The 15,313-nt window shown below is 65.7% G+C and carries 11 protein-coding genes; 5 read left to right on the forward strand and 6 right to left on the reverse strand.

Annotated features, from left to right (window positions below; genetic code table 11):
• Positions 1–64: 64 nt before the first annotated feature.
• Complete coding sequence (locus AC07YR_RS08060) at positions 65–1,258, forward strand: MFS transporter (protein ID WP_055800958.1); 1,194 nt, start codon at positions 65–67, stop codon at positions 1,256–1,258.
• A gap of 229 nt (positions 1,259–1,487) precedes the next feature.
• Here the strand turns inward: AC07YR_RS08060 and aceB are convergent, their stop codons facing one another.
• Positions 1,488–3,152, reverse strand: a complete 1,665-nt coding sequence (gene aceB, locus AC07YR_RS08065) for a malate synthase A (RefSeq protein WP_494733648.1) — start codon at positions 3,150–3,152, stop codon at positions 1,488–1,490.
• Positions 3,153–3,378: 226 nt separating this feature from the next.
• Positions 3,379–4,695 (reverse strand): isocitrate lyase, encoded by a 1,317-nt coding sequence (gene aceA / locus AC07YR_RS08070; RefSeq protein WP_055800952.1) that lies wholly within the window; start codon positions 4,693–4,695, stop codon positions 3,379–3,381.
• 181 nt (positions 4,696–4,876) lie between these two features.
• On the opposite strand from aceA, the gene AC07YR_RS08075 reads away from it, so the two are divergent.
• Positions 4,877–6,364: a helix-turn-helix domain-containing protein gene (locus AC07YR_RS08075; RefSeq protein ID WP_494733649.1), complete on the forward strand. Its 1,488-nt coding sequence runs from the start codon at positions 4,877–4,879 to the stop codon at positions 6,362–6,364.
• A gap of 142 nt (positions 6,365–6,506) precedes the next feature.
• Here AC07YR_RS08075 and AC07YR_RS08080 read toward each other — a convergent pair whose 3' ends face one another.
• From AC07YR_RS08080 to AC07YR_RS08090, 3 genes are read right to left on the reverse strand one after another with little or no spacing between them, the layout of a single operon-like run.
• Complete coding sequence (locus tag AC07YR_RS08080; RefSeq protein ID WP_494733650.1) at positions 6,507–7,532, reverse strand: TAXI family TRAP transporter solute-binding subunit; 1,026 nt, start codon at positions 7,530–7,532, stop codon at positions 6,507–6,509.
• Entirely contained in the window at positions 7,529–8,962 is a 1,434-nt protein-coding gene (locus tag AC07YR_RS08085) for a HAMP domain-containing sensor histidine kinase (RefSeq protein ID WP_494733651.1), read from the reverse strand. Before AC07YR_RS08085 ends, AC07YR_RS08080 begins: the two co-directional genes overlap by 4 nt.
• A complete protein-coding gene (locus tag AC07YR_RS08090) occupies positions 8,959–9,627 on the reverse strand; it encodes a response regulator transcription factor (RefSeq protein WP_028271128.1) in 669 nt (222 codons plus the stop codon). The genes AC07YR_RS08085 and AC07YR_RS08090 overlap by 4 nt, the downstream gene beginning before the upstream one ends.
• Positions 9,628–9,884: 257 nt before the next feature.
• Between AC07YR_RS08090 and AC07YR_RS08095 the strand changes: the two genes are divergently transcribed.
• Positions 9,885–11,279 (forward strand): MFS transporter, encoded by a 1,395-nt coding sequence (locus AC07YR_RS08095; RefSeq protein ID WP_055802386.1) that lies wholly within the window; start codon positions 9,885–9,887, stop codon positions 11,277–11,279.
• A gap of 199 nt (positions 11,280–11,478) precedes the next feature.
• Positions 11,479–13,227 (forward strand): pyruvate dehydrogenase, encoded by a 1,749-nt coding sequence (locus tag AC07YR_RS08100; protein ID WP_436056618.1) that lies wholly within the window; start codon positions 11,479–11,481, stop codon positions 13,225–13,227.
• 135 nt (positions 13,228–13,362) lie between these two features.
• On the opposite strand, the gene AC07YR_RS08105 is transcribed toward AC07YR_RS08100, so the two are convergent.
• On the reverse strand, positions 13,363–13,719 hold the full coding sequence (locus AC07YR_RS08105; RefSeq protein ID WP_436056619.1) for an iron chaperone: 357 nt from the start codon (positions 13,717–13,719) through the stop codon (positions 13,363–13,365).
• Between the two features lie 217 nt (positions 13,720–13,936).
• On the opposite strand from AC07YR_RS08105, the gene AC07YR_RS08110 reads away from it, so the two are divergent.
• Positions 13,937–15,208, forward strand: a complete 1,272-nt coding sequence (locus tag AC07YR_RS08110) for a serpin family protein (protein WP_436056620.1) — start codon at positions 13,937–13,939, stop codon at positions 15,206–15,208.
• Positions 15,209–15,313 lie beyond the last annotated feature (105 nt).

Here is a 15,313-nt window from a genome sequence, read left to right on the forward strand (position 1 = left end):
GCCATGATAGCAATGAATTGATGAAACCGATTTCCAGCTTCCGCACCCAGCCGCAGCCCGCCTCATGACGGCGAATATCCTCGCCAGGGTTCCGCGCGGCTGGATCCTGCTGGCGAGCATCGGACTCATCGCACTGAACATGCGCGGCCCGTTTGTCGCTGTCGCCCCCGTGGTGGGCCCGATGCAGCAGGACCTTGGGTTCTCGCCGGTGGAACTGGGGCTGCTTACCGGTATTCCGGTGCTGTGCTTTTCCCTGGCGGCGCCCCTCGCGTCGTTCGCGGGCAGGAAATTCGGTGCTGAGTTCGCCATCATGCTCACCCTCCTGGGCGTGCTCGCCGGCGTCATAGTCCGCTCCGCGGGCAACGGTGTCCTGGTGCTGTTCGGCACCGCGATCATCGGCCTGGCCATCACGATCGGCAACATCGCCGTGCCGCTGATCATCCGGCGTGACTTCTCGCCGCGGCGCCAGGGGACTGCCATGGGCATCTACACCGCGGCCCTGAACATCGGATCCTTCCTGACCTCGGTGGTCACCGCGCCGCTGGCCGAGTTTGCCGGCTGGCGGCTTTCGCTGGCGGCCAGCGGGCTGTTCGCCGTGGCCGCTATCGTCTTCTGGGTGATGGCAGCCGGCAGGCAGGCCTTCGTGCCGGCCGCCGTCGAGGACTCCAATCCCCGTCCGGCCGGCGGCAGGCCGGCGTCGCGCTGGATCACTGTGGGGCTCACGGCAGGCTTTGCCGGGCAGGCTTTCTCCTACTACGGCGTCACGGCGTGGCTGCCGACCTTCCTGATCGACGAACTGGGCATGGCGCCCTCCGCCGCCGGTGCCGGGTCCTCGCTCTTCCAGATCCTCGCCATTGTGGGCGGCCTCGGCGTGCCCATGGTGGCCAGGTTTGCCAGTACGACGGCGGTGGCGGTCACCTTGGGCGTTATGTGGCTGACCGTTCCCCTTGGCCTGCTGCTGGCCCCGGAACTGTGGTGGCTCTGGTCCTCCCTGGGCGGCGCGGCGCAGGGCGGCGGCATCACGGTCATCTTCATTGCCATCATCAAACTGGCCCGCGACCAGGCGTCCGCCGGCCGGATGTCCGCCGTCGTGCAGGGGGTGGGCTACTCGGTTGGCGCCACTGCGCCGACACTCCTCGGCTACGTCCACGGGTTGTCCGGATCATGGACCAACCCGCTGCTGCTGATCCTCGCTTCGGTGGCGGCATTCTTCCTGGGCACCACCCTCTCCGTGCGGAAGGTGCCGAGGACCCGTTGACGGGTCCCGCCGTCGTCGTCCTCCCCCACCCCCCGCCGGGCGCGAACGGACACTTAAGTCCCACGCAGAAGCGCGAACGGACAGTTGAGGCCCTCAAAAAGGGCCTCAACTGTCCGTTCGCGCTTAATGGTGCTTCCGTTGCCGGGCCGCCGCCCCGGATTTCGGGGGTGCCTGTTGCGAAGGGCGTGGTTGCCCGGCGAACGGAAATCTCGGCTCGACTGCCGCGGGCCTATGCGGCCACGAGCGCAGCGTCCTCGACCGGGTCCTCTGACCGGTCCCGTGCCTCGTGCAGGAAGCGGGCGTAGGCCGGCAGGGTCAGGAACGTGGGGAACGCGTCGGCCAGGGTGACTTCCTCAAAGATGTCCCGGGCGTCGGCGAAACGGTCGCCTTCGAAGCGTTCCAGCCGGGTGAACTCCTCGTCCAGCAGGTCCTCCACCCACTCGCGGGTGATGATTTCGCCGTGGTCGGTGATTGCGTGGGAGTAGATCCACTGCCACAGCTGCGAGCGGGAGATCTCCGCCGTTGCGGCGTCCTCCATCAGGTTGTGGATGGCCACCGCGCCGTTGCCGCGCAGCCAGGACTCGATGTAGCGGATGCCCACCTCGATGTTGTTCCGGATGCCCTGCTCGGTGATGGTGCCCGTGGTGGAGGCAATGTCCAGCAGCGCACGGTCGTCCGGGATGACGTCCTCGCGGAGTCGGTCCAGCTGGTTCGGTCGGTCGCCGAGGACCCCGTCGAACACTTCGCGGCACACCGGCACCAGGTCCGGGTGGGCCACCCAGGAGCCGTCAAAGCCGTCGCCGGCCTCGCGGGTCTTGTCCGCGCGGACCTTCTCGAACGCGATCGCGTTGGCTGCCTCGTCCTTGCGGTTGGGGACAGCTGCAGCCATGCCGCCGATCGCCATGGCGCCGCGCTTGTGGCAGGCGCGGACCAGCTGTTCGGTGTAAGCGCGCATGAAGGGGGCCGTCATCGTCACCTGAACGCGGTCCGGCAGGACGAAACGGGGGCCGCGGGTGCGGAAGTTCTTGATCATCGAGAAGATGTAGTCCCAGCGGCCGGCGTTCAGGCCTGCCGCGTGGTCGCGGAGCTCGTAGAGGATCTCTTCCATCTCGAAGGAAGCCGTGATGGTCTCGATCAGCACGGTGGCGCGGATGGTGCCCTGCGGGATGCCCAGCAGGTCCTGCGCCAAGATGAAGATGTCGTTCCAGAGACGTGCTTCGAGGTGGTTTTCGATCTTCGGCAGGTAGAAGTACGGGCCCTTGCCCTGGGCCAGCAGGCGGCGGGCGTTGTGGAAGAAGTACAGGCCGAAGTCCACAATGCCGCCGGCGATCGGGGTTCCGTCGATCAGCATGTGCTTTTCCGGCAGGTGCCAGCCGCGCGGACGGACCACGATGGTGGGCAGCTCGCCGGCCGGGCGCAGCTTGTAGTCCTTGCCCTCCGGGGAGGTGAAGTCGATCCGGCGTTCCAGTGCATCGGTGAGGTTGAGCTGGCCCTGGATGACGTTGCGCCACGACGGCGTGGAGGAGTCTTCCATGTCGGCCAGCCATACCTTGGCGCCGGAGTTCAGCGCGTTGATTGTCATCTTCTTGTCCACCGGACCGGTGATTTCGACGCGGCGGTCCTCCAGACCGGGGGCCGGGGGAGCGACGCGCCAGTTGGGATCGTTGCGGACGGACTCGGTTTCGCGGAGGAACCGCGGGTCGAGTCCCTTGGCGATGTCCGCCCGGCGGGCCCGGCGGGCCTGCAGCAGCTCCTGGCGCCGCGCCGCCGTCGCCCGGTGCAATTTGGCCACAAAAGCCAAAGCATCGGGAGTGAGAACCTCGCCCTGCCGGCAGATAGGCTGCGCGGTCAAAGTGATGCCATTGATCGTGAAGTTGTCAGTGAAGCTGTTCATTTCAGTCTCCTTAAAGACGAAAGGGAAGTTCGACGGCGTATAGCGGCACTGCGGTAACCGAGGCACAAGGCCGAAGGAGCCGGTATCGCGGCAGCCTGCGTAAAAGGGGCCCTGCGTCCCGGTCCGTCCTCGCTCAGCGAGGTCGAACCGGGACGTGGGGAATAGCAGGCCGAGCGATGCCGGTCCGAAGGCCGGAAGTGACCAGTCCGCCGTCGAACGGGAAGTGTTAGTGGAACTGGCCTTCTTCGGTGGATCCCACCAGGGCCAGCGTGGATGCGTTCGGGTTGAGCGCAGTTGCGATGTCGTCGAAGTAGCCGGTGCCGACTTCGCGCTGGTGCTTGGTCGCGGTGTAGCCGCGGGACTCGGAGGCGAATTCCTTTTCCTGGAGCTCGACGTAGGCGCTCATGCCTTCACGGGCGTAACCGTGGGCGAGGTCGAACATCGAGTAGTTCAGGGCGTGGAAGCCGGCCAGGGTGATGAACTGGAACGTGAAGCCCATGGCGCCGAGTTCACGCTGGAACTTCGCGATGGTCGCGTCGTCCAGGTGCTTGCGCCAGTTGAACGACGGCGAGCAGTTGTAGGAGAGCATCTGGTCCGGGAAGTCGGCCTTGACGGCCTCGGCGAACTTCTTGGCAAGCTCGAGGTCCGGGGTGCCCGTTTCCATCCAGATGAGGTCGGAGTACGGGGCATAGGCCTTGGCGCGGGCGATGCAGGGTTCGATGCCGTTGCGGACCTTGTAGAAGCCTTCCGGGGTCCGTTCGCCGGTGACGAATTCCTGGTCACGGGGGTCGACGTCGGAGGTGATCAGGGTTGCTGCCTCGGCGTCGGTGCGGGCGATGACCACAGACGGCGTGCCGGCGACGTCGGCGGCCAGTCGGGCGGCGTTCAGGGTGCGGACGTGCTGCTGGGTGGGGATGAGCACCTTGCCGCCGAGGTGGCCGCACTTCTTCTCCGAAGCGAGCTGGTCCTCCCAGTGAACGCCTGCGGCGCCGGCCTGGATCATGGACTTCATGAGCTCGTAGGCGTTCAGGGGGCCACCGAAGCCGGCCTCGGCGTCGGCGACGATCGGCACCATCCAGTCCTCGACCGTCTGGATGCCCTCGGAGAACTCGATCTGGTCGGCGCGGAGGAGGGCGTTGTTGATGCGGCGGACCACCGTGGGAACGGAGTTGGCCGGGTACAGGGACTGGTCCGGGTAGGTGTGGCCGGAGTTGTTGGCGTCGGCGGCGACCTGCCAGCCGGAGAGGTAGATGGCGCGGAGGCCGGCCTTGACCTGCTGCACGGCCTGGTTGCCGGTGAGGGCGCCGAGGGCGTTGGTGTAGCCGCCGGTCTTGTGCTCTTCGGTGAGCTGCTTCCAGAGCTTCTCGGAACCGCGGCGAGCCAGGGTGTGTTCTTCGGAGACGCGGCCGCGGAGGCGGATAACGTCGGAAGCCTTGTAGTCCCGGGTCACACCTTCCCAGCGGGGGTTGGCGGCCCACTCGAGCTCCAGTGCGGCGGCCTGCTGCTCGGGCGTCTGCTGGGTGGGCTCAAATGCTGCAGTCATCTTTGTCTCCTTGTTTGTGCTCCGGGTTGTCCGGGCCGGTCCCGTCCTGCGCCTTTGCAGTGGGGGACCGGCTGGACCGGTGCGGTGTTTCTTTCCGTGAGATCTACTTTTCTGCACTTTCAAGAGGGTTACTAGAGGAAAACCATGGAAAGAAACGCACTTCTTCGCGTATGCTCAATAAATGTCGCCTACGAGCTGGAACCGCAAAGCCGTCACCCCGCCGTCGTCCCCTGCCACCCCTGAACTGGACGTCATCAGCCTTGGCCGCCGTGTCCGCCACCTGCGCAAAGCGGCGGCGATGACCCTCGATGACCTGAGCGCCGCCGTCGGCACCGCGCCGAGCCAGCTCAGCCTGATCGAGAACGGGAAGCGCGAGCCCAAGCTCGGGCTGCTGCAGCAGCTGGCAGTTGCCCTGGGTGTCAGCATCGACCAGTTGCTCGGGGCGGAACCGCCCAACCGCAGGGCGGCTTTGGAGATCGAGCTGGAACGGTACCAGCGCAGCCCCCTCTACGGGTCCCTGAACCTGCCGAAAATCCGCATCAGCTCGCGGCTTCCCATGGATGTGCTGGAGTCCATGGTGGGCCTGCAGCATGAGCTGGAGCGCAGGCTCAACGAACAGGTGGCGACGCCGGAAGAGGCACGCCGCGCCAACGGTGAACTGCGGGCCATGATGCGGGAACGGAACAACTACTTCCCGGAGTACGAGGCCGAGGCGCAGAAGGTCCTGGCGTCCGTGGGCCACACCAGCGGTCCGCTGTCCCACCACGTCATTGCTGATATCGCCGGGCACCTCGGTTTCAGCCTCCACCACGTGGGCGATCTGCCGCATTCGACCCGTTCCGTGACGGATCTTAAGAACCGTCGAATTTATCTCACGCAGAACCAGCGCACCGATCATGACCCCCGCTCGGTGCTGCTGCAGGCCTTGGGACACTACGTCCTGGGCCACCAGACGCCGTCCAACTACGGGGATTTCCTGATGCAGCGCGTGGCCACGAACTACTTCGCCGCGGCGCTGATGCTGCCGGAGCAGGCCACCGTGGAGTTCCTGCAGCAGGCCAAGCAGGCCAAGGAAATCGCCGTGGAGGACATCCGGGACGCCTTCGCCGTGTCCTACGAGACCGCGGCGCACCGCTTCACCAACCTGGCCACCCAGCACCTGGACATCCGCACCCACTTCCAGAAAACCCACAAGAGCGGCATCATCTACAAGGCCTACGAGAACGACGGCGTGACGTTCCCGCAGGATCACACCGGCGCCATTGAGGGCCAGCCGTCGTGCAAGAACTGGACGTCGCGGGTGGTGTTCGACGTCCCGGACAAGTTCAGTGCCTACAGCCAGTACACGGACACGCCGTCGGGGACCTACTGGTGCACCGCCCGCACCGAACGCTCCGCCACCGGCGAGTTTTCGCTCTCCGTCGGGGTGCCGTACGCCCAGGTGAAGTGGTTCCGCGGACGTGAGACCACGGAGCGGTCCAAGTCCACGTGCCCGGATGAGAACTGCTGCCGCCGGCCGCCGGCTTCGCTGACCTCCGAATGGGCGGGCAATGCCTGGCCGTCGGCGCGTGCCCACTCGCACCTGCTGGCCGCCATGCCGCCCGGCGCTTTTCCCGGCGTGGACGAGACCGAGGTGTACAGCTTCCTGCAGGCACACTCAGGCAGCTGAACAAACGCTCTCTCACTTCCTGCGCTGTTTCCCCGAACCCTCTCTCACTTTCCTGGGGAAAGTGAGAGAGGGGCCGGGTTTTCGGTGCGTAAAGTGAAAGAGCGTCCGGGTTTTCGGTGCGGAACGTGAGAGAGCGTTTCGCTTAACCGTGCAGTTTCCGGTAGGCGGCAGCGGCTGCCGGGTGCAAGGGCAGTCCGGCCGTGTTGATCAGCGATTCCGGGCTCAGGAACTGGACTCCCAAACTGGAGCGGGGGATCAGCTCCTCCGCATGACCCACCAGCAGTTCGACCGTCCTCGTCACGGTCCGCTCATGCAGGTCACTGCGGCACAGGAGCAGATTGGCCACACCCACCGCCCAGACAGCCGGAATGCCTTCGTAGGCGCCTTCCGGGATCAGCACGCGGTCGTAGAACGCTCCGTACCTGGTCCGCAGCTTCGGAAGCAGCGGGGAAAGGTCCAGGAACCCGAGCCCGATCTGATTGTTGGTGGCGGCAATGGCGGCTGTCGGCACACCACCGGACCAGAACAACGCATCCACTGACCCGTTCTGCAGGGCCGCAAGCCCCGCGTTGAGTCCGAGGTTCATCACGGTGACCGTTTTTTCGACGCCGGCGGCGGGGGACTCGCCCACGGCCACGGAAGCCAGCCCGGCAGCCGCAATCAGGCGCGGAGTGGTGAGTGATGTCCCGGAACCCGGCTCACCGACAGCCACGGTCCGGCCGGCCAGTTCCGTGAGGTCGCGGATGCCGCTGGCCTTCCGGACCACGCAGTGGACGTAGTTTTCGTACACTCTTCCGAGGGCCGTGATTCCAACGTTCGACGTGCCGCGCGCCTCGCTGGTTTGAGCCGCGGCATCTGCCAGTGCGACAGCGAGCGTGGCCTGCCCGGTCAGAAGCTGCTCCAGGTTGTCCAGGCTGCCGCCGGTTGTCAGCGCTGATGCACTGGCGGCCACGCCATGGCGCTGGAGGGACTCCGCCAGCAGCGCTGCGAATTCAAGATAGAAGCCGCCCGGTTCACCTCCCGCAACCGTCACGGTGCCAGGCCGGTCCTCGGTGGTGCATGCGTTGAGGGCCGGGATAAGCAGCCCGGCCAGCCCGGCGGCCAGGCCTGCATTGAGGACGGCCCTCCTCGGCGGAAGGGCTGCTGCCAGGCCAGACATGCCGTTCATGAACGGGCCTCCGGTCCGTGGGAAGCTGCGGCATGCGGAAACTCGATGCGCGCGATCAGGCCGTGCGGCGAGGCTTCCGCCAGCAGCAGGCGGCCTCCGTTGGCTCCCGCCAGTTTGTCCACAATGGTCATGCCCAGACCGTTGCCGCGGATCTCCCGGGCCTGCGGGGAGCGCCAAAACCGGCTGGTGGCAGCAGCCCGTTCCTCAGCGGAAAGCCCGGGGCCGTCGTCGGCGACTTCCACGGTGACCGTATCCGGACGTGCGCGGACTGCCACGGATATCCGGGCGCCGGGTGCGTATTTGATGGCGTTGTTGATCAGTTCCCCCACCATCTGGGCGAGCTCGGCGGCATTGCAGGCAATGTGCACCGCCGGGTCCGGCGGATGCGCCAGCAGGATTTTTGAGCTGCCGTGCCGCGCCGCGGGTCCCGCCCGTTCGGTTTCCTCCTGCAGGACCGGGTACGGGTCGATGACGGCCGGGCGCCCGCGGGAAGGGGTCCCCAACGGTCCTCCGGCGGCGTCTTCGAAGGCCCTGTGCTCGGCGGTCGCGAGCCTCAAAACGCCGTCCAGGATTTCTTCCACACGTTCCAGCTCCGCAAGGACTCCAGCCGCAGCCTGGTGTTCCCGGGCGGTTTGCAGTTCAAGCTGCAGCAGGTCGAACCTCAGACGCAGGGCGCCGACAGGATTCCGTAGCTGATGCGACGTGTCGGCAATGAGCTGGCGCTGGGAGTCGATGCTGGCGCTGACGGTCCGGGCCATTCTGGTGAAGGAACGGCTCAGTTCCCGCAGTTCCGGCGGTCCGTCCTCCGGAAGCTGGCCGGTCCGGCCTGTCGCCTCAAGCTCCGTTACCGCGGCATTCAGGCGGTGCACAGGACGCAGCACCCAGCCAGTCACCCGGGCGGCACCGAGGAGGAGCACCGCAGCGAGAGCGGCCGCCGCCAGTCCGACGAGGAGCCACCGTTCCCGCAGTTTCTGCCGGGCCGCATCCAAATTGACCTCCAGGACCGCCTCGCCTAGGACCTGGCTTGCGCTGCCGAAGGAACGCGAAATCACCTCGGAACCCGTTCCGAACGGCTGGAGCGGACTGAGGGTGGTGTCGTTCAGGTTCAGCTTTGCCCGGGCAACGGCGTCGCGAACGTCCGCCCTGTCCTCGCTCAGCCCGCCCGAGCGAAGGGTTCCCTGCTGGAGGCCGATCAGCACCCCCTCACCGTAGAGTTCCGAGTATCGGTCCATTTCCGCCTGCAGCTGCGTGGATTCCCCGTCGGTCGCGGCGTCGAACGCCACTTGCGCAAGCCTGTTGAGGGCAGCCGCCCTGTTGATCTGGAGTTCCTGGGTGAGTTCCCGGCTGGCGGAGGTCAGGATTGCGGTGGAGGCGAAGATGACGATGAGGACGGACAGCACACTCAGGATTCCGAGGACACGCAGCTTCACGCCGGATCCGCCTCGACCCGGTAGCCCACGCCGCGTACATTGATGATGAAACCGGGAAGCTGGAGCTTGGCCCGGAGACCGGTCAGATGCACGTCAAGGGACCGCGACGACGCCACGAAGGCGTCGCCCCACAGGGCGTCCAGGATCTGTTCCCGGGTGACCACCGAACCTGCATGCTTGGCCAGAAGGGCGAGGAGGTCGAATTCGGTGGCCGTCAGGGGCAGGACCTTGGGACCGACGGCGGCCACGCGCCGTTCGAGGTCCACCTCGAGTTCCCCCAGCACGATGCTCTGCTGCCGGCTGTCCTTCGCACGGCCTGAACGCCGCGTCACCGCCTCGATGCGGGCCAGCAGCTCGACCAGTTTCACCGGTTTGACGAGGTAGTCATCGGCTCCGGACCGCAGGCCAAGGACCACGCTTCGCTCGTCGTCGCGGGCGGTGAGGATCAGGATCGGGACCGGTGTGACCTGGCGGAGCTTCCGCAGCACGTCGAGGCCGTCCATGTCCGGAAGCCCCAGGTCCAGCAGGATGACCTCGAACCGGCGGTGTTCAAGGAGCGCGTCAGCCCCGCGGGCAACCCGGGAAGCCGTGTGTCCGGCGGAAACCACTGCTGCGTCGAGGGCGGACGCCATGGCGTCGTCGTCCTCGACGATGAGCACATCCATTGCCTGGTCCTGTTCGTTGACGGGGCATCTTCGATCTGCCCGCTGTGGAGATTATCCCTTGTCCCGGCGAAACCTAAGGAAGTGTTAGGAATTCCCGTTTCGCGTAGGTAGTGGGGTGGATCACCCATAGCGTGGATGGGTCCTCGGCTTTCGGAGGACCGTCAATGTCGAGGAGGAACCATGAGCAATGTTGCCATGGACAGCACAGGAATATGCCCGGAACGGTTCCCGGGAGCACAGTCAAGCGAGGTTCAGCGATGAGCACCCAGCAAGCCGAAATCCAGAGTGAGTCAGCCCAGACCCGCCGTGCCGTGAGCAACATCCTCAAAGGCTCGGCCGGCAACCTGGTGGAGTGGTACGACCTCTACGTCTACACAGTCTTTGCCGCCTACTTCCAGTCCCACTTCTTCAACTCCAAGGACGAGCTGCAGGCCGGCCTGGAAGCGATGGCGGTGTTCTCGACGTCGTTCCTGATGCGCCCCATTGGCGCCTGGTTCTTCGGCCGTTACGCCGACCGCAAGGGCCGCAAGGCCGCGCTGACGCTCAGCGTCACGCTGATGTCCGCGGGCTCCTTCGCGATCGCGCTCCTGCCCACAACGCAGCAGGTCGGCGTCTGGGCACTCGTGCTGCTGATCCTCATCCGCCTGATCCAGGGATTCTCCGTGGGCGGCGAATACGGCACCAGCGCCACCTACATGTCCGAGGCCGCCACGTCCAAGCGCCGCGGCTTCTTCTCCAGCTTCCAGTACGTCACCCTGATCGGCGGCCAGATGATGGCCCTGCTGGTCCTGGTCATCCTGCAGAACGTCATGCCCAAGGGCGACCTGACCGAGTGGGGCTGGCGCATTCCCTTTGCCATCGGCGGCGTGGCCGCGCTGGTGGTCCTGTGGCTGCGGCGCTCGATGGAGGAAACCGTATCGGCGGAGCAGGTCGAAGCTGCCAAGATCCCGGCTGTTGCGGGCGTGGCACAGCCGGGCACCATGAAGCTGCTCTTCACGCAGTACTGGAAGCCGCTGCTGATCTGCATCGGCGTCACGCTCGGCGGCACAGTGGCGTTCTACACGTACACCAACTTCATCCTGAAGTTCATGAACGATACGTCAGGCATTGCCAAGACGGACACCTCGGTGATCAACTTCTGGGCATTGTTCATCTTCATGCTGCTGCAGCCGGTCTACGGCATCATCTCGGACAAGGTGGGCCGCAAGCCGCTGCTGCTCTGGTTCGGCATCACCGGTGTCCTCTTCACCTGGCCGCTGCTCTCCACGCTGTCCAACACCAAGGACCCGTTCACAGCGTTCCTGCTCATGATGGGCGGCCTGCTCATCGTTGGCGGCTACACCTCCATCAACGCCCTGGTGAAGGCGGAGCTGTTCCCCGCATCCATCCGCGCACTCGGCGTCGGGCTGGGCTACGCGATCGCCAACTCGCTCTTCGGCGGCACCGTCCCCCTGATCGGCGCCGCGTTCCAGAAGGCCGAGCGGGTGGATCTGTTCTTCACCTACGTCACGGTGGCCATTGCCATCTCGCTGGTGGTCTACATCTTCGCGCTGAAGAACAAGAAGTCCACCCATCTCGATCACGAACAGGGCCACGCCTGGTCGCAGACCCGCAAGGACGACGACAAGGACAAGGACCTCCTGAACGTCTGATCCCGGTAAGACTACGACGGCGGTAGCAAGACGGCGGTAAGAGCACGACGGCGGCTGGCTGGCTCAGCGGTGACCTTCCGGTCCCCAGGGCGGCGGGCCGCCGTCGTCGTTCTCGCCCCAAACCTGGGCACGGCCCCAAGGTGGGCGGACTATATTGGCCCTGTCAGCTCATCAAACCCGATCGCGGGAGTGTGCACTCATGGCCAAGGAACTCGCCACCCAGCTCGTTGAACAACTCCAGGCTGCCGGAGTGCAGCGAATTTACGGGATCGTGGGCGACAGCCTCAACCCGATTGTCGATGCGGTCCGGAAAACCGGCGGCTCACAGCAGGGCGGCATCGACTGGATCCACGTCCGTCACGAAGAGGCAGCCGCCTTCGCCGCCGCGGCCGAAGCCCAGTTGACCGGCAAACTTGCAGTCTGCGCGGGATCCTGCGGCCCCGGCAACCTGCACCTGATCAATGGGCTGTACGACGCCAACCGCTCGGGTGCGCCCGTCCTGGCCATAGCCTCGCACATTCCGAGCAAGCAGATCGGCAGCGGATTCTTCCAGGAAACCCATCCCGACCGGCTCTTCAACGAGTGTTCGGTGTACTCGGAGCTGATCAGCACGGCGGAGCAGGCGCCGCGGGTCATGCACAGCGCCATCCAGCACGCCGTCGGGCTCGGGGGAGTCGCGGTTGTTACCCTTCCCGGCGACATCGCCGGCCTGGAGGCCACCGGCGAAACACCGTTGCCCGCAACGTTCCGGCGCGCCACGCTGACTCCGGACGCTGCGAGTGTCCGGGAGCTGGCTGACGCCATCAACGCTGCGAACAAAGTGGCCATTTTCGCCGGCGCGGGAACGCAGGGTGCCCACGACGAGGTGGTGGCACTCGCCGAAGTGATCGGCGCCCCGATCGGCCACTCGCTGCGGGGCAAGGACTTCATGCAGTACGACAACCCGTACGACATCGGCATGACCGGGCTGCTCGGCTACGGCGCCGCGGCCGAGGGCATCGAGGACGCCGACCTGCTGATCCTGCTCGGCACGGATTTTCCGTACGATCAGTTCCTCCCCGGCACCCGCACGGCCCAGGTGGACCGCGCCGCGCACAAGCTGGGGAGGCGGACCGACGTCGACATCGCCGTCCATGGCGACGTGCTGCCCACCCTCGCAGCCTTGAAGCCGCTGATCACACCGAAGAAGAGCCGCCGCTTCCTTGACCAGATGCTCAAGAAGCATGACCGGCTCATGAACAAGGCTGTGGGCGCCTACACACGCAGGGTGGAAAAGAAGCAACCGATCCACCCTGAGTACGCCGCCTCCCTGCTGGACCAGGTTGCGGCGGAGGATGCCGTTTTCACTGCGGATACCGGCATGTGCAACGTCTGGACTGCGCGCTACATCAATCCGCTGGGTACCCGCCGGCTCATAGGCTCCTATCTGCACGGCTCCATGGCCAATGCCTTGCCGCACGCAATCGGCGCCCAGCTGGCCTATCCCGGCCGCCAGGTCATTTCCGTATCAGGCGACGGCGGGCTGTCCATGCTGCTGGGCGAACTCATCACCGTTGCGGCGCACCGGCTTCCGGTGAAGGTGGTGGTTTTCAACAACTCGACGCTGGGCATGGTCAAGCTGGAGATGCTGGTGGACGGGCTGCCTGATTTCGGCGTGGACGTGCCCGACGCCGATTACGCGGCCGTTGCCCGCGCGCTCGGCTTCCACGCGGTCCGCGTCACGGATCCTGCCCGGATCGAGGACGCTTACCGGGAGGCTTTCGCCCACCCGGGGCCGTCGCTGGTGGAGCTCATCACGGATCCGAAGGCGCTGTCCATCCCGCCTAAAATCACGGGCTCGCAGGTGCTGGGCTTCGCTACCGCCATGTCCAAGGTGGTCCTGAATCGCGGCGCCGGCGAGGCCGTGAGCATGGCCAGGAGCAACCTGCGCAACATCCCGCGGCGGTAGCTTCCGGGACGGAAGGAGGGAAGGACGGAAGGGCGTACGACGGAACGACGGAACGACGGAACGACGGCGGCGCTGCCGGCCGCCGTCGTACGCCTCCGTGCGGCTTACGCTTCCGACGGCGGCGACAGCCGGCCGCTACTGCCCGCGGCGCTCCGCGGCAAGCAGCGCCGCTGTTTTTTCGATGAGCTCGTACGGCACCGGCTTGCCGAGCGGAAATTTCAGCGTCCCCTTGGCTGACCGGTACGGGGCGATTTCGGCTTTGAAGCCCGCGTCCCCGGCCGGCACGGGATATACCGAAAGGTGGTGTGCCCACCCCGCGAAATACACCACGTACTTGCCGTCCAGAGTGATGGTTGGAATGCCGTAGCTGATCATCTCGCCGGAATCCGGGACTGCCGTGTGGCACCTGCGTCGCACTTCCCGGAGGATGCCCTGAACCTCGGTAGGGAAGGACGCGATGTACTCGTCAATGGTGTTGAAATGCTGGGCCAATTGGTGCTCCTCCGACAAGTCACGAGGATACGCCCGCTTGTATGTGGGAGAGCGTTGCCCGAAATGTTGCAGGACGTGGGAGAGCGTCCGGAGACGAGACCAAAACGACGGCAAACCGTGACCCTACGGGCATCGTTCTGCAGCGGGCAGGCTGGTTGACTGAAGGGGACAGGCGGATTCCCGCCGAGTGCCGGCAAGGCATTTCCAAGGGGGAAACATGAAGACTTTCCGCGTGGCCCGGCTCGCGACGGCAGGTGCCCTGGTGGCGCTCACGGCATGTTCGGCGTCGTCTCCGGAGATCCTGAAGGCCGACGGCGTGCAGCGGGTTTCAGTGGACGGCGCGGCGTACGCCGCTGACCTGCGCTCCTTCCGGACATCCGCTTTCGGGCTCGGCGAGGCCCTGCTCGCCGACGGCGGCGACGGCTCGCAAGGGAACGTGGTGTCCTCGCCAGGGAGCCTGCTGGTTGCTTTGGCCATGCTCCGCGCCGGTGCTTCGGGCGAGACGGCTGCGGAGATGGACGCTGTCCTGAAACTCCCCACGGAGCACCGCGACGAGGCCATGAACGCGCTGCTCACCTCACTGGAGAAGTTCGACGGCGACCCGGGCACGGTGGACGAGGACAACCCGCCGCGGAAACCCGTGATGCACGCCGCCAACGGCCTCTTTGTGGACAAGGGCGTCCCCACGGGCAAGCCCTTCCTGGACACACTGGCCCGGCACTACGGAACCGGGGTGTACCCCGTCGACTTCAAGAATGAGGGTGCAACTAAGCCCGCCATTGATGCCTGGGTCAACAGGAACACCGGCGGCCGGATCAAGAAGGCCCCGGCGAAATACGACCCGGACAATACCTTCAGCCTGCTCAATTCCCTGTACTTCGCGTCCGCCTGGAGGGCGCCGTTCGATCCGAATGACACGTCGGACCTGCCCTTCACCACGGCCGCCGGCGAGGAAATCGAAGCCGCCGCAATGCACAACGAGCTGGAGATGAAGTACGCGGAAGGGCCCGGATGGCAGGGCGTGGACCTCCCTTATGCTGACGGCTTTGTTATGCGGTTGGTTCTTCCGGAGGCCGGCGCGGACGCCGCATTCCGTGCGGCAGTACTCACCGACATCGCGGACACGTTGGACAGCGCACCGCTGGAGACCGTGCAGATCCAGTTGCCGCGCTGGGACCACAAGTGCAGCTTCGACCTGAGGAAAGTCTTCGAAGCCCTGGGGCTCCGGAAAACCCTCAACACCACCGAGGACTTCAACAATATCCAGCCCAAGATGATGATCACCCAGGCTGCCCAGGCCGCCAACATCACGGTCGCGGAAAAGGGCACGGTCGCCGCGGCTGTCACCCAGATTAACGGCGCTGTCACCAGCGCGCCGCCGCAGCCGGAACGGACCATCACCTTCGACCGGCCGTTCCACTATCAGATCGTGCACGTGGAAACCGGGCTGCCGCTCTTCATGGGAATAGTAGCCGACCCCCGCTCCTGATCGGACGCTCTCTCAGATCCTGCCGCTCGGAACGGAACGCTCTCTCAGATCCTGCCGCTCGGAACGGAACGCTCTCTCACTTTCTTGAGGAAAGTGAGAGAGCGT

The organism is Arthrobacter sp. GW460-12-1-14-TSB2 (assembly GCF_059423525.1).

What these genes read in the sequence shown, in the direction of transcription:
- AC07YR_RS08100 (WP_436056618.1), top strand. Translation starts at nt 11,479, where the DNA reads ATGGCCAAGGAACTCGCCACCCAGCTCGTTGAACAACTCCAGGCTGCC.
- AC07YR_RS08110 (WP_436056620.1), top strand. Translation starts at nt 13,937, where the DNA reads ATGAAGACTTTCCGCGTGGCCCGGCTCGCGACGGCAGGTGCCCTGGTG.
- aceA (WP_055800952.1), bottom strand. Translation starts at nt 4,695, where the DNA reads ATGACTGCAGCATTTGAGCCCACCCAGCAGACGCCCGAGCAGCAGGCC.
- AC07YR_RS08075 (WP_494733649.1), top strand. Translation starts at nt 4,877, where the DNA reads ATGTCGCCTACGAGCTGGAACCGCAAAGCCGTCACCCCGCCGTCGTCC.
- AC07YR_RS08090 (WP_028271128.1), bottom strand. Translation starts at nt 9,627, where the DNA reads ATGGATGTGCTCATCGTCGAGGACGACGACGCCATGGCGTCCGCCCTC.
- AC07YR_RS08060 (WP_055800958.1), top strand. Translation starts at nt 65, where the DNA reads ATGACGGCGAATATCCTCGCCAGGGTTCCGCGCGGCTGGATCCTGCTG.
- aceB (WP_494733648.1), bottom strand. Translation starts at nt 3,152, where the DNA reads ATGAACAGCTTCACTGACAACTTCACGATCAATGGCATCACTTTGACC.
- AC07YR_RS08080 (WP_494733650.1), bottom strand. Translation starts at nt 7,532, where the DNA reads ATGAACGGCATGTCTGGCCTGGCAGCAGCCCTTCCGCCGAGGAGGGCC.
- AC07YR_RS08095 (WP_055802386.1), top strand. Translation starts at nt 9,885, where the DNA reads ATGAGCACCCAGCAAGCCGAAATCCAGAGTGAGTCAGCCCAGACCCGC.